General features: G+C 70.8%; 20 protein-coding genes. 18 read left to right on the plus strand and 2 right to left on the minus strand.

Features of this window, described 5'->3' with window-relative positions:
• Nucleotides 1–16 precede the first annotated feature (16 nt).
• Nucleotides 17–949 (plus strand): DNA polymerase III subunit delta, encoded by a 933-nt coding sequence (holA, locus tag M3Q23_02810; protein MDP9341042.1) that lies wholly within the window; start codon nucleotides 17–19, stop codon nucleotides 947–949.
• Nucleotides 950–1004: 55 nt separating this feature from the next.
• Here the strand turns inward: holA and rpsT are convergent, their stop codons facing one another.
• On the minus strand, nucleotides 1005–1280 hold the full coding sequence (rpsT, locus tag M3Q23_02815) for a 30S ribosomal protein S20 (protein ID MDP9341043.1): 276 nt from the start codon (nucleotides 1278–1280) through the stop codon (nucleotides 1005–1007).
• Between the two features lie 104 nt (nucleotides 1281–1384).
• Between rpsT and lepA the strand changes: the two genes are divergently transcribed.
• The 12 genes from lepA (at nucleotide 1385) to M3Q23_02875 (ending at nucleotide 12780) form a co-directional block, all read left to right on the plus strand.
• Entirely contained in the window at nucleotides 1385–3199 is a 1815-nt protein-coding gene (gene lepA / locus M3Q23_02820; protein ID MDP9341044.1) for a translation elongation factor 4, read from the plus strand.
• Nucleotides 3196–4359, plus strand: a complete 1164-nt coding sequence (hemW, locus tag M3Q23_02825; GenBank protein MDP9341045.1) for a radical SAM family heme chaperone HemW — start codon at nucleotides 3196–3198, stop codon at nucleotides 4357–4359. Before lepA ends, hemW begins: the two co-directional genes overlap by 4 nt.
• A 45-nt stretch (nucleotides 4360–4404) precedes the next feature.
• Nucleotides 4405–5460: a heat-inducible transcriptional repressor HrcA gene (hrcA, locus tag M3Q23_02830; protein ID MDP9341046.1), complete on the plus strand. Its 1056-nt coding sequence runs from the start codon at nucleotides 4405–4407 to the stop codon at nucleotides 5458–5460.
• A 65-nt stretch (nucleotides 5461–5525) separates the two neighbouring features.
• Nucleotides 5526–6626 (plus strand): molecular chaperone DnaJ, encoded by a 1101-nt coding sequence (gene dnaJ / locus M3Q23_02835; GenBank protein ID MDP9341047.1) that lies wholly within the window; start codon nucleotides 5526–5528, stop codon nucleotides 6624–6626.
• A 56-nt stretch (nucleotides 6627–6682) separates the two neighbouring features.
• Nucleotides 6683–7030 carry a histidine triad nucleotide-binding protein gene (locus M3Q23_02840; GenBank protein MDP9341048.1) on the plus strand — a complete coding sequence of 116 codons (348 nt, stop codon included), beginning with the start codon at nucleotides 6683–6685 and terminating at the stop codon, nucleotides 7028–7030.
• Between the two features lie 181 nt (nucleotides 7031–7211).
• Nucleotides 7212–8153: a PhoH family protein gene (locus tag M3Q23_02845; GenBank protein MDP9341049.1), complete on the plus strand. Its 942-nt coding sequence runs from the start codon at nucleotides 7212–7214 to the stop codon at nucleotides 8151–8153.
• A gap of 89 nt (nucleotides 8154–8242) precedes the next feature.
• A complete protein-coding gene (gene ybeY / locus M3Q23_02850; protein MDP9341050.1) occupies nucleotides 8243–8590 on the plus strand; it encodes an rRNA maturation RNase YbeY in 348 nt (115 codons plus the stop codon).
• Complete coding sequence (locus M3Q23_02855) at nucleotides 8587–9876, plus strand: hemolysin family protein (protein ID MDP9341051.1); 1290 nt, start codon at nucleotides 8587–8589, stop codon at nucleotides 9874–9876. Before ybeY ends, M3Q23_02855 begins: the two co-directional genes overlap by 4 nt.
• A gap of 19 nt (nucleotides 9877–9895) precedes the next feature.
• Nucleotides 9896–10267 (plus strand): cytidine deaminase, encoded by a 372-nt coding sequence (locus M3Q23_02860; GenBank protein MDP9341052.1) that lies wholly within the window; start codon nucleotides 9896–9898, stop codon nucleotides 10265–10267.
• Complete coding sequence (gene era, locus M3Q23_02865) at nucleotides 10264–11160, plus strand: GTPase Era (GenBank protein MDP9341053.1); 897 nt, start codon at nucleotides 10264–10266, stop codon at nucleotides 11158–11160. The genes M3Q23_02860 and era overlap by 4 nt, the downstream gene beginning before the upstream one ends.
• A gap of 109 nt (nucleotides 11161–11269) precedes the next feature.
• Nucleotides 11270–12337, plus strand: coding sequence for a DUF2330 domain-containing protein (locus tag M3Q23_02870; GenBank protein ID MDP9341054.1), 1068 nt, complete (start codon nucleotides 11270–11272; stop codon nucleotides 12335–12337).
• Nucleotides 12338–12354: 17 nt separating this feature from the next.
• Nucleotides 12355–12780 carry a hypothetical protein gene (locus M3Q23_02875; GenBank protein MDP9341055.1) on the plus strand — a complete coding sequence of 142 codons (426 nt, stop codon included), beginning with the start codon at nucleotides 12355–12357 and terminating at the stop codon, nucleotides 12778–12780.
• A 45-nt stretch (nucleotides 12781–12825) separates the two neighbouring features.
• On the opposite strand, the gene M3Q23_02880 is transcribed toward M3Q23_02875, so the two are convergent.
• On the minus strand, nucleotides 12826–13251 hold the full coding sequence (locus M3Q23_02880; protein ID MDP9341056.1) for a cupredoxin domain-containing protein: 426 nt from the start codon (nucleotides 13249–13251) through the stop codon (nucleotides 12826–12828).
• A 163-nt stretch (nucleotides 13252–13414) separates the two neighbouring features.
• Here M3Q23_02880 and M3Q23_02885 point away from each other — a divergent pair, with 163 nt between their 5' ends.
• From M3Q23_02885 to M3Q23_02905, 5 genes are all read left to right on the plus strand, one after another.
• Nucleotides 13415–14215, plus strand: a complete 801-nt coding sequence (locus M3Q23_02885) for a GntR family transcriptional regulator (GenBank protein ID MDP9341057.1) — start codon at nucleotides 13415–13417, stop codon at nucleotides 14213–14215.
• A 143-nt stretch (nucleotides 14216–14358) separates the two neighbouring features.
• Nucleotides 14359–14805, plus strand: a complete 447-nt coding sequence (gene rpiB / locus M3Q23_02890) for a ribose 5-phosphate isomerase B (protein MDP9341058.1) — start codon at nucleotides 14359–14361, stop codon at nucleotides 14803–14805.
• Between the two features lie 158 nt (nucleotides 14806–14963).
• Nucleotides 14964–15668, plus strand: a complete 705-nt coding sequence (gene deoC / locus M3Q23_02895; protein MDP9341059.1) for a deoxyribose-phosphate aldolase — start codon at nucleotides 14964–14966, stop codon at nucleotides 15666–15668.
• Nucleotides 15652–16284 carry a hypothetical protein gene (locus tag M3Q23_02900; GenBank protein ID MDP9341060.1) on the plus strand — a complete coding sequence of 211 codons (633 nt, stop codon included), beginning with the start codon at nucleotides 15652–15654 and terminating at the stop codon, nucleotides 16282–16284. The genes deoC and M3Q23_02900 overlap by 17 nt, the downstream gene beginning before the upstream one ends.
• A gap of 33 nt (nucleotides 16285–16317) precedes the next feature.
• Complete coding sequence (locus tag M3Q23_02905; protein MDP9341061.1) at nucleotides 16318–16629, plus strand: BMC domain-containing protein; 312 nt, start codon at nucleotides 16318–16320, stop codon at nucleotides 16627–16629.
• Nucleotides 16630–16648: the final 19 nt, after the last annotated feature.

Below are 16648 nucleotides of genomic sequence, written 5' to 3' on the forward strand. Positions count from 1 at the left end.
CTCGAAGAGGACGGCCGTGAGCGACGCTCCCGGCCCGGTGCTGCTGTGGGGGGAGGACGTGTTCCTCCTCCGGGAGGCCGCCCTGGAGCGCCTGGCCGGCGTCCAGCCGGTCGAGATCGACGCGAGGGACTGGCAAGGCGGCGAGACGGCCGACCTGGCCACGCCCTCGCTGTTCGGCGAGCGCCGAGCGCTGCTCGTCACCGGGTGTCGCGCGCTTCCCGAGCACGCCCTCTCGGAGCTGGCCGCCTATCTGGGCGCGCCGGCTCCGGATGCCCAGCTGGTGCTCGTTGCCGACGTCGCCGAGCGAGGGAAGGCGCCCGCCGCATTGACCAAGCTGATGAAAGGGCGGGGCGAGGTGGTCGAGGTCAACATGGGCCGGAGGGACCTGCCGGGGTGGGTGGTCGAACGGGGCCGAAAGCACGGGCTCACGGTGGCACCGGAGGGCGCTCGCTCGCTGGTCGACGCGCTGGGGGAGTCGCCCGCCGCCCTCGACTCGGCCCTGGAGCAGTTGCGGGGCGCGTTCCCCGCCGAGCGGATCACGCGCCAGCAGGTCCAGTCACAGTTCCAGGGGCTCGGGGACCAACGCGTGTGGGACCTGTGCGACCGGATGTTCGCCCGGGACGTGCCGGGATCGATCCGGTCCCTGCGGTCACTGCTGGACGGCCGGGAGGACGCGCTCGTGGTCCTGGGCGGGATCGCCTCGCGCCTGAGGGACCTCCTTCGCGTGAAGTCGCTTCCGGAGCGCATGCCGCCGGCCGACATGGCCAAGGCGGCCGGGCTCCGATTCGACTGGCAGGTCCGCCGGTACCGGGACCAGGCCCGGCGGTTCAGCTTCGACGAGCTGCTGCGCTTCCACGGCCGGGTGGTGGACGCGGATCGTGACCTGAAAAGCGGCGGCCAGGGCGACGTGGTGCTGGCGGCGCTGGTCTCGTCGGTGGCCGGGGACTGAGAAGGTGGCGGGGGACTGAGGAAGCCGACCCGGGATCGGGTCGGGCGGGGCGGCGCTAGCTCTCGGCCGGCTCGGAGCGGGCCACGAGGCGGGCCAGGCGGGACTTCCGGCGGGCGGCGGTGCGCTTGTGGATCGCGCCCTTGGAGGCCGCCTTGTCGAGGGCCTGGCTGGCCGCCCGCGCGCCATCACGGGCGGCATCGAACTCGCCGCCGTCCGCGGCTGAGCGGACCTTCTTGGCGGCGGTCTTCAGCGCAGTGCGAACCGACTTGTTGCGCATGCGCCGGCGCTCGTTCTGGCGGTTCCGCTTGATCTGGGACTTGATGTTCGCCACGGCGGGCCAGTGTACCAGCGGCGTTCCGACGCGCTCGCGCCCGTACCATAGGGGCCGACCCCGACCGTCGTCGCCCCAGGCGGCGCCCCAGTCCCGGAGACCGAGTGACCGAGACCGACCACATCCGGAACTTCTGCATCGTGGCCCACATCGACCACGGCAAGTCGACGCTGGCCGACCGGCTGCTCGAGCTCACGCACGCGGTGTCGGCCCGCGAGATGCGGGAGCAGTTCCTGGACCGGATGGACCTCGAGCGCGAGCGTGGCATCACCATCAAGGCCGCCGCGGTGCGTCTGTTGTACGAGCACGACGGCACCAGCCACGTGATGAACCTCATCGACACGCCCGGCCACGTCGATTTCACCTACGAGGTCTCCCGGTCCCTGGCCGCGTGCGAGGGGGCGGTGCTGCTGGTGGACGCGGCCCAGGGCGTCGAGGCCCAGACGCTGGCGAACTTCCATCTGGCCCAGGAGGCCGGGCTCGTGGTGATCCCCGCCCTGAACAAAGTCGACCTCCCCCAGGCCGATCCCGAGGGGACGGCAGCGGTGGTGGCCGAGCTGGTTGGGGTGGCGCCGGAGGACGTGGTCCGGGTCTCCGCCAAGACCGGCCAGGGAGTGGAGGAGCTGATGCGGGTGGTGATCGAGCGGGTTCCTCCCCCGGCGGGCGAGGCGGGCGATCCGCTGCGGGCTCTCATCTTCGACTCCATCTACGACCCTTATCGCGGCGTGCTCGCGTACGTGCGGGTCAAGGACGGAACACTGCCAACCCGGGCCCGGGTCCGGCTGATGGCCACGCGGGCGGAGACGGAAACCGAGGAATGCGGTGTGTTCGCCCCCGGGCCCACCCCCGTGAAGGAGCTCGGGCCGGGCGACGTCGGCTACGTCGTGCTCGGTCTGAAGGACGTCCACCAGGCCAAGGTGGGCGACACCATCACGCTGGCCGCGCGGCCCGCGCCGGAGGCCCTCCCCGGCTACCGCGAGCCCAAGCCCATGGTGTGGAGCGGCCTGTACCCGGCCGAGGGAGGCGACTATCCGGCGCTCCGTGATGCGCTTGAGCGCCTCCAGCTCTCCGACGCCGCGCTCGTGTTCGAGCCGGAGTCGTCGCAAGCGCTCGGGTTCGGGTTCCGGTGCGGCTTCCTCGGTCTGCTGCACATGGACATCGTGAAGGAGCGCCTGGAGCGGGAGTTCGGCCTCGAGCTCATCGCCACGGCCCCCAACGTGGAGTTCCGGCTGGTCAAGGGGGACGAGGTGTGGACGGTGCACAACCCGTCCGAGATGCCCGCGCCCGGCACCTACGACCGCGTGGAGGAGCCGTACGTGTTCGCCACGGTGGTGACGCCCGCGGAGTACCTGGGGCCCGTGCTGGATCTCTGCCAGGCCCGGCGGGGCAACCTGCTCGACATGCGCTACCTGTCGCCCGAGCGGGTCGAGGTGCACTACCTGCTCCCGCTCGCCGAGATCATCTTCGACTTCTTCGACCAGCTGAAATCGCGGACACGCGGCTACGCATCGCTCGACTACGAGCACTGGGGCTACGAGCCCTCGGACCTCGTCCGTGTGGACATCCTGCTGCACGGCGAGCCGGTGGACGCGTTCTCCTCGGTGGTCCACCGGGAGAAGTCGTACTCATACGGCAAGGCCATGGTGGACCGGCTCCGCGAGCTGATCCCGCGGCAGCTGTTCGACGTGGCCATCCAGGCCGCCATCGGGAGCCGGATCATCGCCCGGGAGACGGTGAAGGCGAAGCGGAAGGACGTCCTGGCGAAGTGCTACGGGGGCGACATCACGCGCAAGCGGAAGCTGCTCGAGAAGCAAAAGGCCGGTAAGGCTCGCATGCGGCGGGTCGGGCGAGTGGACGTGCCGCAGGAGGCGTTCATCGCCGCGCTCCGGGTCGACCAGCGAGGGAGCAGCCGCTCATGACCGGCGGCCCTTCGACATGCGCCGGGATCTACGTCCACGTTCCGTTCTGCCTGACCCGGTGCGGGTACTGCGACTTCAACGCGTACGCGGGGCTCGGGCACCTGGCGACCCGGTATGCGGAAGCGTTGAAGCGGGAAGCGGAGCTGGCGGCGCCCGCGTGGTCGACGCACCGCATCGGCTCGGTCTTCTTCGGCGGCGGTACGCCGACCACCCTTGGGCCTGAGGCCCTGGCGGCGCTGCTGGCGCATCTGCGACGCGTGTTCGACGTGGCGCCGGACGCGGAGATCACCACCGAGGCGAACCCGGACACGGTCGACGAACGCGTGTTGGAGGGGTTGCTCGGGGCCGGGTTCACGCGGCTGTCGATGGGGGTGCAGTCGTTCGATCCCGCGGTGCTCGCGGCGCTGGAGCGGGTGCACGGCCCCCAGTCCGCCCGGCGGGCGTACGCGGCGGCCCGCGCGGCCGGGTTCGCCAACGTCAACCTCGATCTGATCTACGGGGCCCACGGCGAGACGCTCGGCTCGTGGCGGCGAACGTTGGACGAGGCGGTCGCCATGCGCCCCGAGCATCTGTCCTGCTACGCCCTGACCATCGAGCCCGCCACGCCGCTCGGATGGAAGGTGAAGGCCGGCACGGTCCCGCCCCCCGACGCCGATCTCCAGGCCGAGATGTACGACGCGGCCTGCGAGGCGCTCAACACCACCGGCTACCGGCACTACGAGGTGTCCAACTGGGCCCGGCCCGGGTTCGAGTGCCGTCACAACCTGGGGTACTGGCAGGGCCGTCCCTACCTGGGGCTGGGGGCGGGGGCACATTCCTATCGGGAGGGACGCCGGTGGTGGAACCTCCGCCCGCCGGCGGGCTACATCGGGGCCGTAGAGCGGGGCGAGCATCCGGTGGGCGGCGACGAGGTCCTCACCCCCGAGGAGGTGCGCCTCGAGGCGACCTTCCTGAGGCTCCGCACCACCGAAGGGCTCCCCGCCGGCGAGGTCGCCCCGGCAGCCGCGGCCCCGTTCCTGGAAGAGGGGCTCCTCACCCGCCGGAACGGCCATCTGGTCCTGACCGACCGGGGCATGTTCCTGGCCAACGACGTCGCGCTGGCCCTGGCCGACACGCCGGCACAGCAGCCGGAACGCGGAGCGCTGGCCGAATCCTTCTAGCACTCTCGCCCAGCGAGTGCTAAACGTGCTACAAATGAGGTGGACATGGCGAGGGCGCAGCCGAGCGAGCTGGGAGCCCGGAAGGCCGCGGTGCTGCGGGCCGTCGTCGAGGAGTACATCCGCACCGGGGAGCCGGTCGGCAGCGAGACGGTCGTCGAGCGCTACAGCCTGAACGTCTCACCGGCCACCATCCGCAACGAGATGTCCGCGCTCGAGGAGCTCGGGTATCTCCACCACCCGCACACCTCGGCCGGGCGGACCCCCACCGATCTCGGCTACCGCCACTACGTCGACTCCCTGCGGTCGCGGGTTCGCCTTCGGGAAACCCAGCGCCGGGCCATCGCCCAGTTCTTCGAACGGACGGCGCACGACATGGAGGAGGTCCTGATCGGCGCGACCAGGCTGCTGTCCCAGCTCACGCAGTACGCCGGGCTGGCCGTGCCGCCGTCGTCGTTCGAGGACCGCATCGCCCGGGCCGAGCTCATCCAGCTCGGTTCGGTGATGCTGATCCTGGTGGTGGGCCATCACGGCCGCGTGTACAAGGCGGTGCTGGACCGCGGCGACCTGGCCGAGGACACGATCTCCGCGGCGGGGGACCGGCTGTCGGGTCTCCACGACCTCACCCTGGCCCAGGCCGCGGAGCGCCTCCGGAGCCTGGCCTCCCGGGAGGCCTCGGCGCACCACCGTGGGCTGATCGCGGCGGTGGCCGGGGCGTTCGAGGAGCTGGCCCATCGTTCGGAATCCGAGGAGATCGTGGTCGGCGGCATGGGGAACCTGGCCGCCGAGGTGGCCATGTGGCGGCGCGACACGCTTCAGCGGCTGTTCGAGGCCGTGGAGCAGGAGTCCCGCGTGCTGCGGCTCCTCCTGGAGGTCTCGCCGGCCGAGGAGGTGGCCGTCACCATCGGCGCCGAGCACCCGGCCACGCAGATGCTGGAGGCGGCCGTGGTCGCCGCTCCCTACGGCGTGGAGGGCGCGTCGCTCGGCACGATCGGCGTGATGGGGCCGACCCGGATGGACTACCTGAGCACGATGTCGGCGGTCCGCGCGGTGGCCCGCCGCCTGTCGGAGCTGGCCACCGCCCTGGAGCGCCCCATCTCCTGATCCGTCGCCCGGCCTGACACCCGGCCTGACGGGGAAGCCGAACCGCGGCCACTACACTTTTGGACATGGCGGACGTTCAGGACCTGTACGGCGTCCTCGGGGTGTCCCGGGAGGCGTCGGAGGAAGAGATCAAGCGGGCGTACCGTAAGCTCGCCCGCGAGCTCCATCCTGACGTGAACCGGAACCCCGACGCCGCCGAGCGCTTCAAGCAGGTGGCGGCGGCCTACGAGGTGCTGTCCGACCCCACCAAGCGGCGCCAGTACGATACGTACGGCAGCGGCGGGACGCCCGACCTGTTCCCGTTCGGGGACATCTTCGACGTGTTCTTCGGCGGCGGCTTCGGCGGCCGGCAACGAGCTCGTCCCCGCCGGACCCGGGCTCGCCGGGGCGGCGACGTCTTCGCGGAGGTCTCGCTCACCCTGGAGGAGGCCGCGTTCGGGGTGCAGCGCGAGCTCTCCATCGCGTCCCTGGAAACGTGCTCGCGATGCCAGGGCACCGGGTGCGAGCCGGGGACGCACCCCACCCGGTGCTCGCGGTGCGGCGGTGCCGGCGAGGTCCAGGACGTCCAGCGGAGCATCTTCGGCACGATCATGACCGCCCGCACCTGCGCCACGTGCGAGGGGACGGGACAGGAGATCCTCGAACGCTGCACGGACTGCGACGGCGACGGATTGGTCTCGCGGCGGCAGGTGGTCGTGGCGGACGTCCCCGCGGGCGTTTCCGACGGCATGGAGCTCCGGGTGTCGGGGGCGGGCGACAGCGGGCGCCTGGGCGGAGGCACGGGCGACCTGTACGTCGCGGTGCACGTGGCCCCGCACGGGATGTTCGAGCGCCGGGGCCACGACCTCCACGCCATCCTCGAGGTGGCCATGACCCAGGCCGCGCTCGGCGCGGAGTTCGAGGTCCCCACCCTCGACGGAACGGAGCGGGTCCGCGTGCATCCGGGCACCCAGGCCGGAACCGAGATCCGGCTGAAGGGCCACGGCGTCCCGCACCTCGGCCGGCGGGGACGGGGGGACCTGTTCCTCTCGGTGCAGGTGGAGACCCCCGAGCACCTGAAGCGCTCCGAGCGCGAGATGCTGGAGCGCCTGGCCGAGCTGCGCGGTGAGGATCTCGGCCGGGGACCGGCGACGGCCCGGTTGCGCCGTCCACAGGCCCAGGCCTAGGGAAGCCGGCGCGCGGGTACGATCCGCTCCGTGCTTGTATTGGAGAGGCCCTGACGGTGCCCGGCCACTGCCCCTTCTGTCTGATCGTCGAAGGCGAGGCCTCCGCGGACGTCGTGCACTCCTCCGACCACGTCCTGGCGTTCCGGGACACCAACCCGCAGGCTCCGGTGCACATCCTGCTGATCCCGAAGGAGCACGTGACGTCGGTCCGTGAGCTGGGCGACCGCCAGGCCCCCATGCTGCTCGAGCTGATGCGGGCCGCCACCCACCTGGCCAGGGCCGAGGGAATCGACCAGCAGGGCTGGCGTCTGGTCACGAACGTCGGCGCGTACGCCGGCCAGTCGGTTCCCCATCTGCACTTCCACCTGCTGGGAGGACGGCGTCTGGGGTGGCCCCCCGGATGAACCGGAGACCCGCCCTTGCAGGGGAGCGGCCACATCCTGCGGCTATAATCCAGCGGATGTTCGGGGTCGCGATGGCGCGACCCTTTGTTGCAACAGGAGGGGACGGAGCGAAGGCTCCGACGAACGAAACTTGGCGAAAGCCTCCACGCAAGTAAAGATCCTGGTCCCGGGCAGCCAGCCGATGGTCGCCCTCCTCGGCCAACGCGACGAGCTCCTCAAGCTGGTGGAGTCCGCGTTCGACTCGCAGATCCTCGTTCGTGGCAACGAGATCACGGTGACCGGTCCGGAGGGCGAAGCCGAGGTGGTCGGTCAGCTGTTCGAGGAGCTCCTCATGCTGCTCGAGCGGGGCCACGTGCTCACCGAGTCGTCGGTGGGACAGACCATCCAGCTGATGAAGGGCGAGGACGGCGAACGCCCCTCCGAGCGCCCGTCTGAGGTGCTGGGCGACCGCGTGCTGACCAGCCGGGGGCGTTCCATCGGACCGAAGACCCTCGGGCAGAAGCGGTACGTCGATGGGCTGCGTCGGTCCACCGTGACCTTCGCCATCGGCCCGGCCGGCACGGGGAAGACCTACCTGGCGGTGGCCACCGCCGTGAAGGCGCTCCAGGACCAGGACGTCCGCCGCATCATCCTGACCCGGCCGGCCGTAGAGGCCGGCGAGCGGCTGGGATTCCTGCCCGGAACCCTCTACGAGAAGATCGACCCGTACATGAAGCCGCTGTACGACGCGCTGTACGAGATGCTCGACGCCGACGCCCTCCAGCGCCTCATGGAGCGCGGAACCATCGAGGTGGCGCCGCTGGCGTACATGCGCGGCAGAACTTTGAACGACTCGTTCATCATCCTCGACGAGGCGCAGAACACCTCGCCGGAGCAGATGAAGATGTTCCTGACTCGGCTCGGGTTCGGGTCGAAAGCCGTCGTGAACGGCGACGTCACCCAGACGGACCTCCCGGCGGGGCAGCGCTCCGGCCTCGCGGTGGTCGAGGAGATCCTCCAGGGCATCGAGGGCATCGAGTTCATCCACCTGGGGGCTCGCGACGTCGTCCGGCACAAGATCGTCCAGGACATCGTGGAGGCCTACCGCCTGTTCTCCGAGGGCCGCGCCCGCGCGGGCGAGTGATTTCCGTGACCGGCTCAGACCCCGCCAAACCCGACGTCGCCTTCTCCAACCGGCAGGACGTGCCGGTGGACGAGGAGGCGCTCGGCGCGCTGGCCGTTCGAACGCTCACCGCGGAGGGCGTCGGCGACGCCGAGCTGTCGGTGTCGTTCGTGGGGCTCGATGAGATGACCGACCTCCACGTGCGATACATGGAAGAGGACGGGCCGACCGACGTGCTCTCGTTCCCACTGGACGACGAGCTGGACGGCCGGCGGATCCTCGGCGACGTGGTGATCTGCCCGGAGTACGCGGCGCGGAACAATCCGGATCTGGAGGCCGAGCTTCGCCTGTTGCTGGTCCACGGGATCCTGCACCTGCTGGGGTACGACCACGAGGAGGACGCCGAGCGGGCGGAGATGTGGGCCCGCCAGGAGCGCTACTCCGGGGTGAAGGCGTGACCTCCGCGGACTGGCTGGAGCTGGGCGCGGTGTTCGTGCTGATCGGAGTGGTCGCCCTGATGGCCGCCTCGGAGACGGCCATCACGAGGACCAACCGCGTCCGGGCCTACCGCCTGGTCGAGGAGAAGCGCCGGGGTGCGCCGTCGCTCCAACGGATCGTGGAGAACCCGCCGCCGTTCCTGAACGTCGTCCTCCTGCTGACCATGCTGGCGACGGTTGGCGGGACGACGCTCGCGACCCAGCTCGCGGTGCGTCGCATCCACCGCCTCGGCGAGATCATCGCCACCGTGGCCATGACGCTGCTGCTGTTCGTGTTCGCCGAGGTCACGCCGAAGACGTTCGCCATCCAGCAGACCGACCGGGTGGCCCTGCGGGTGGCTCCGCTGGTCGTGTGGCTGACGCGGCTGTTCGGGCCCGTCGCGAAGACCCTGCTGCGCGTGGCGAACGTGGTCATGCCGGGCCGGGGACTCGCGCAGGGCCCCTACGTGACCGAGCAGGAGATCCGCACCATGGCCGAGGTGGCGTCGGAGGAATCCGAGATCGAGGAGGAGGAAGCCGACCTCATCCATTCCATCTTCGAGTTCGGGGACACCATCGTCCGTGAGGTGATGGTGCCGCGTCCGGACATCGTGGCCATCGAGGTGGACAAGACGCTGCGCGACGTCCAGGACCTGGTCCTGAAGCACGGGTACTCGCGGATCCCGGTGTTCCGTGACGCCCTCGATGACATCGTGGGCATCGCCTACGCGAAGGACGTCCTGAAGGCCATGCACCAGTCCAAGCAGGACATGCCGCTCACCCAGATCGTCCGCCCGGCTCATTTCGTCCCGGAGTCGAAGAAAGTCGCCGAGCTGCTGCGGGAGATGCAGCAGCAGAAGTTCCACATCGCGATGGTCGCCGACGAGCACGGCTCCGTGTCGGGGCTGGTGACCCTGGAGGACCTGCTGGAGGAGCTGGTCGGCGAGATCACCGACGAGTACGACCGCGAGGAGCCGCAGATGGAGCCGGTCGGCGACGACATCTACCGGGTCAACGGCCGCCTCCCGATCGACGAGCTGAACGAGCTGCTCGAGGTGGACCTTCCCCACGAGGAATGGGACACCGTGGCCGGGCTCATGCTGGGGCTCCTGGGCGCGATCCCCACCGAGGGCCAGGAGGTCCGGTTCGACAACCTCAGCTTCAAGGCCGAGAAGGTGCAGGGACGGCGCATCGCCAAGGTCCTGATCAGCCGGATTCCCCCGGAGCCCGAGACCGTCGACACGGAGGCCGGCGCTGGCGAACGGTAGCCCGTCGATCGAGGACCTCGTGGCGGCGGCCCGCGCCGCGCGGGCCAACGCCTACGCGCCGTACAGCCACTTCCGGGTGGGAGCCGCGGTCCTGGCCGGCGGCAGGGTGTTCACCGGCGTGAACGTGGAGAACGCCGCGTACCCGATCGGCGTGTGCGCAGAACGCATCGCCGTCGGCGCCGCGGTCACGGCGGGGGAGCGGGACATCTCGGTGGTCGCCGTGGTCGGCTCGGCCGACCGGCCCACGCCACCCTGCGGCGGGTGCCGCCAGTTCATCTCCGAGTTCGGGCCCGACGTCCTGGTCGTGGCGGAGGCCGATGACGGCCGGCGCTCCGAATGGGGCATCGCCGACCTCCTCCCCGACGCGTTCGGGCCGGCGTTCCTGGAGTGAGCGAAGCCAAGCGCTCGTTCCGCGCCGGGTTCGTCGCCGTGGTGGGGCGCCCCAACGTCGGCAAGTCCACCCTGGTCAACGCGCTGGTCGGCCAGAAGGTGGCCATCGTGTCGGACAAGCCCCAGACCACCCGCCACGGCATCCGGGGCGTCCTGACGACGGAGAACTTCCAGCTGGTGCTGACGGACACGCCGGGCTTCCACAAGCCCCGGACGCAGCTCGGCCACCGCCTGAACCGCACCGTGGCGGTGTCCGTGGAGGGGGTGGACGTGGTGCTCCAGGTCGTGGACGCAGCGTCGGGCGTGGGGCGGGGCGACCGGTTCGTGCACGAGCGCCAGGTGGCGCCGTTCCAGGGGCCAAAGCTCTGCGCGGTCAACAAAGTGGACGCGATCGGACACCGCGACGCGGTCCCCCAACTGGCCGCGGCCGCCGAGCTCGGGGAGTTCGACGAGATCGTCCCCATCTCGGCACGGACCGGTCAGGGCGTTGACGAGCTCCGGGACCTCCTGGTGGCCCGGCTTCCCGAGAGCGAGCCGCTGTTCCCTCCAGGGGAGGCCACCGACCAGCCGATCGAGCTCCGCGTCGCCGAGATCGTGCGGGAGAAGGCCCTGGAGCTGACCCGCGAGGAGGTCCCGCATTCCATCGCCGTCGAGGTCGAGGAGATGGAGGGCGAGGGCGACCTGACCCGGATCGAGGCCATCGTGCTGGTGGAGCGGGACTCGCAGAAGGGCATCGTGATCGGACGGGGAGGACAGATGCTCAAGGCCATCGGCTCGAGGGCCCGCCCGGAGCTGGAGCTGCTCCTCGGGACGAAGGTGTTCCTGGGCCTCCGGGTCAAGGTCCTGAAGGAATGGCAGCGCGACCCGAGGGCGCTCGACCGCCTGGGGTTCTGAGCACCGCCAGAGGCCGGGAACCTCTCGCTCGCGGCGAGCCGTCCAACCCCCATTCGCAGGTCGACACAGACCTCGACACAGACCCTTCGACCCGAGAGGGGGACTCTCGATGGCTCGCAGGCTGCTCGTCGTCGCCGCCGCTTCGCTCCTGGTCGTCGTGCTGGCCGCCGGGCCGGCCCTCGCGTGTGGAGGGCTGGTGTCGCCGAACGGCACCATCGCGCTCGTCCGCACCACCACCCTGGCCGCCTACCACGACGGTGTGGAGCACTACGTCACGGGGTTCGAGTTCGTGGGTGGGGGAGCGGAGTTCGGCTCGATCGTGCCGCTCCCGGGCGTTCCCTCCCGGGTGATCCGGGGAGGCGACTGGACCCTCCAGCGGCTGGAGCGGGAGGTGGCCCCGCCGGCCAAGGGCGTGGCCCTCGATGCCGCGAGCGCCCCGGCCCCCTCGCCAAGCGCGCAGGTCCTCCTCCAGAAGTCCATCGACTCCCTCGACATCACCATCCTGAAGGGCGGCGGCTACGCGGTGGGGACGTGGGCCAAGGACCACGGCTTCCAGCTCACCCCCGACGCGCCCGAGGTCCTCGACTTCTACGCCTCCCGGAGCCCCATCTTCATGGCGGTGCAGTTCAACGCGAAGCGGGCCCAGGCTCGCGGCGAGTCGATCGGAGACGCCATCCCCATCCACCTGGTCATCCCGACCAAGCGGCCCTGGGTGCCCCTGCGGATCCTGGCGTTGGGGGCGAAGGGCCTACAGCCCATCGAGGCGGACGTGTTCCTGCTCACGGACCGCAGGCCCGACCTGCTGCCGGCACCCGAGGGCTCCGGCGACCTCTCGCCGATCGCCACCGGGCTCCGGCTGGAGCGCAGCGAGCCCGCGTCGCTCCAGCTGCTCACGGACCTGCGGTCGGACCGGGGCATGGACTGGCTGCCCCGCTCGGACATGTGGCTGACCTTCCTCCAGCTCGACGCGAAGGCCCACGACCTCCGCTACGACCTGGCCATCGACCCCTCCGGCCGGAACCGGCCCTCTCCGATCGACGCCGGGCTCACCGCGACGGACCGCGTGCTGCCGACGCCGGGCGGGTCGCTGTTCGGCCTGTGGCTGGCCATCGGGCTGATGGCGGCGCTGCTGGACCTGGCGTGGGTCCAGCGCCGCCGGGTGCGCCCGGTCGCGTGAAGAGGGCGCGTGCCGAGATGAAGCGAATTCGATTGCTGGCGCCGTTCCTGCTCCTGGCCCTGCTGCCGCTGGCGCTTGCGGGGTGCGGGGCGCGGGCTGAGGCCGGACCGCCGAACGTCCTCGTGCAGCACGTGACCATCCACTGGTCGAGGTTCCATCCCGCCAACTTCGTCTACGCGGCGGGGACGACGGTGCGGTTCGTGGTCCACAACACCGATCCCATCGACCACGAGTTCATCCTGGGCAGCCGGGCGGTCCAGGACTACGTCGAGCGGACCTCGCACCCGGACCACGACGGCTCGGTCCCCGGACAGGTCTCCGTGCCGGCCGGGGCCACCGTGGAGACGACGTACACGTTCGGGCAACCCGGCACGGTGCTGCTGGGCTGCCACATCTTCGGGCACTACGCCTACGGGATGCGGGGCAGCGTCAGGGTGAGCTGAGGGTGGCCGGCCGGGCCGGCGTCAGGTGACGGCCGGCGGGCGGCGTCACTTGACGACGATGGCCCCGACCATCCCCCTCGACTGGTGGTACTTGCAGAAGAACACGTAGCTCCCCGGGGCCAGCCCCGCCGATTCCCCGTTGAACGTGGTCCCCGGCTGGATGTCCACGTCCACCTGTGTGCCGGTGATCGTGAAGTTGTGGAGCACGCTGTCCTGGTTCGCGATCAGGATGCTCTGCTCGGAGCGGGCGATCACGCACGCGGGGTGGAAGGCGAAGTTCTGCTGCGTCAGCTTGAACACCGACCCCTGCGACAGGTCGGTGCAGTTGGCCGGCGTGCCGGACGCCCCCGTGGGGCCGCCGGTGCTCCCCGTCGGACCGCCGGCGGACGTGCTGGAGCTGGACTTGCTGCAACCAGCCACGGCCAGCGTGACCACGGCCAACGGCACGAGCAGCGACCTTCTCATCCTCATCCGGAACCCCCCTGTAGGTGAACGAGACTGGCGGAGCGTAGCAATCCCGACGGTCGCCGGCCAGTGACATTGGGACTCCTTCCACCCTTGACAGGGCACGTCCGAAGAGTGAGGATGACGTCCGAATGTACGGTCGTCCGGACGACATGAACTCTGCACGCCCATGGGCATGAACCACGCCGTGCTCGGGCGTTCGTCGGCCTCGGGGGCCCTGGACCGGGCGGACCCCCGGCCCCTGTACTTCCAGCTCCGCGAGGCCATCCTCCACGACATCGAGGACCGCGGGCTGAAGCCCGGCGACCGGCTTCCCACGGAGGCGGTCCTCCAGCACAGGTACGGGGTGTCGCGCTCGACCATCCGGCAGGCGCTGGCGGACCTGGCGATCGAGGGGGTGATCCGGACGGCGCACGGCGTCGGCACCTTCGTGGCCGAGCCGAAGATCCGGCACGTGCCCCTGCTGACCTCGTTCACCGAGCTCGTCAGCAGCCAGGGGTTCGAACCGTCCCACCGGGTGCTGGAGTCCGTGATGGTGGGGGCGCCGCCGGACGTGGCGGCCGACCTGGGAGTCGAGCCCGGCTCCACATGCAGGTTCCTCCGGCGCCTGATGCTGGCCGACGGGAAGGTCGTCGGGTTCGCCGAGACATGGCTGCCCCACGACCTGGTGGGAGCGCACGACGAGCTGTTCGAGCGGGACCGGCTGGACCAGGGTTCCCTGTACGCGGTGCTCCAGGCCCCGCCCGTCGGGCTGGAGCTCCACCGGGCCATGGAGAGCATCTCGCCGGGGGTCGCGGACTCCAGGGCCGCGGGCCTGCTGGAATGCGCGGAGGGAAACCCGGTCCTGCTGATCAACCGCGTCACCTTCACCCCGGAGGACCGGGCGGTGGAGGCCACGCACCTGGTGTTCGCCGGGGACCGGTACGAGTACCGGGTGGAGCTTTTCCGGCCGCAGGAGGGAAGAAGGTGAGCGCCGCCGTCCCCACGGAAGGGGAGGTGCGCTCTCTGGTCGCCGCCGTCGTGGCGGCGGTGGCTCCGTCCGCCCCGGACGAGTCGCGCGCCGACGATCCCTCGTCGGATGCCGCTGTCCCATCGGCCGTCCCGCTCGCCGACATCGCCATCGGTGCCGACCACGGAGGGTTCCGGCTGAAGGAGCGGATCGCCGCGGACCTCCGCGAGCACGGCTTCACGGTCCACGACTGCGGCACCGACGGCACCGACTCCGTGGACTACCCCGACTTCGCGCACGCCGTGGCGCGGATGGTGGCCCAGGGCGGCGCGCGGTGGGGGATCGTCGTCGACGGCGCCGGGATCGGCTCGGCCATGGCCGCAAACAAGGTCCCCGGGATCCGCGCCGCGACGTGCTGGGACGTCTCCTCGGCCCGGAACAGCCGGGAGCACAACCACGCCAACGTGCTGGCCTTGGGGGCGGGCCTGATCGGCGACACCCTGGCCCTGCAGATCGTCCAGGCGTGGCTGTCCACGCCGTGGGGCGGCGACCGCCACGCCCGGCGCGTGGCGAAGATCACCGAGATCGAACGCCACTACGTGAGGACCTGACCATGGCGGCGAGAGCGGATCTCATCGACGCGGTGACCAGGGAGGTGCTGGCGGCGCTCACTCCCGGGAGCGGGGACGCCTGCCACGACTGCGGAGGGTCCTGCGCGGCGCACTGCTCGGACAAGGTGCGGAGCGTGGTGGCCACCGGCGCGGGCCGCATCGCGTACTCGGGCGACGGGGCGAACGTTCCCCCGGACCTGGCGCGCTACATCGACCATACGCTGCTCCGCCCGGACGCCACGGCCGCCGACATCGACAAGCTGTGCGCCGAGGCCCGGGAGTTCGGGTTCGCCGCCGTGTGCGTGAACCCGACGTGGGTCCGGCGGTGCGCCGAGAACCTGCGCGGCTCCAGCGTCCGGGTGGCGTCGGTGACGTCGTTCCCGTTCGGGGCCAGCACGCCCGAGATCAAGGCCATGGAGGCGCGCCGGGCCATCCGCGACGGCGCCCGCGAGATCGACATGGTCATCAACATCGGCGCGCTGAAGAGCAGGGACCTGGACCTGGTGCGCACCGACGTCCAGAAGGTGTCCGACGCCTGCCACGAGGCGGGGGCATTGAACAAGGTCATCATCGAGGCGGCGTACCTGACCGACGAGGAGAAGGTCATCGCCTCCCATCTGGCCAAGGAGGCCAGGGCCGACTACGTGAAGACGTCCACCGGCTACGGGCCGGGCGGGGCGACCGTCCACGACGTGCTGCTGATGCGGGAGACCGTGGGCCCCCGGCTCGGGGTGAAGGCGGCGGGCGGTATCCGGACCGCCGAGGACGTGCGAGACATGATCGCGGCGGGGGCCACCCGCATCGGGGCCTCCGCGGGCGTGCAGATCCTGACGGGAGGGACATCCGGTGGCCAACGGTATTGAGCTCCGCGCGTATTGCTTCCTGGACAGCCTCCAGCCGCAGTACGCCGCGTTCCTGGGGACGGTCGCGCAGGGGTTCCTGCCCCTGTCCGGCGACGCATCGCTGTACGTGGAGATCTCGCCCGGCATCGAGATCAACCGGCTCACGGACGTCGCGCTGAAGCAGACCAACGTGACGCCGGGGATGCAGATCATCGAGCGGTACTACGGCATGCTCGAGGTCCACTCGCCGGACCAGGCCGACGCCCGGGCCGCCGGGGCGGCCATCCTGGAGGCGGTCGGGGCCAAGGAGGGCGACCGAATCAAGCCCCGCATCCTGTCCAGCCAGATCGTCCGCCGGATCACCGACCATCACGCCCAGCTCATCAACCGGACGCGGCACGGGCAGATGATCCTGGGAGGCCAGACGCTCTACGTCCTCGAGTGCGAGCCGGCTGCCTACGCCGCGCTGGCCGCCAACGAGGCGGAAAAGGCCGCCGAGATCAACATCCTGGAGGTGCGGTCGTTCGGCTCCATGGGCCGCATCTACCTGGGGGGGGAGGAGCGGGACATCGACGTGGGTTGGCAGGCGGCGGTCGCCGCCATCGAGGGGCTGGAAGGTCGAGCCGCGAAGCCATAGGCGCGAGGACGCCAGAAGAGGAGGAGGAGCGAGATGGCAGATGCCCTGGGCATGATCGAAGGCCGCAGCTTCGCCGCGGTGGTCGAGGCCGCCGACGCGATGGTGAAGGCGGCCAAGGTCGAGCTGGTGAGCTACGAGGAGACCGGCGGCGGCTACGTGACGGCCATCGTCCGCGGCGACGTCGCGGCGGTGAAGGCGGCCGTGCAGGCCGGGATCCAGAACGCGGAGAAGGTCGGCGAGATCGTGGCCAGCCACGTCATCGCCCGTCCGCACGCGAACATCGACCTGGTGCTGCCCCTCGGCCGGAGGGAAGAGGCCCAGGGCGAGCTGGGACAGGCCAGCTAGCGGATCGCCGAGCCGCCGG

The sequence above is a fragment of the Actinomycetota bacterium genome, assembly GCA_030774015.1.
Classification (GTDB): domain Bacteria; phylum Actinomycetota; class UBA4738; order UBA4738; family JACQTL01; genus JALYLZ01.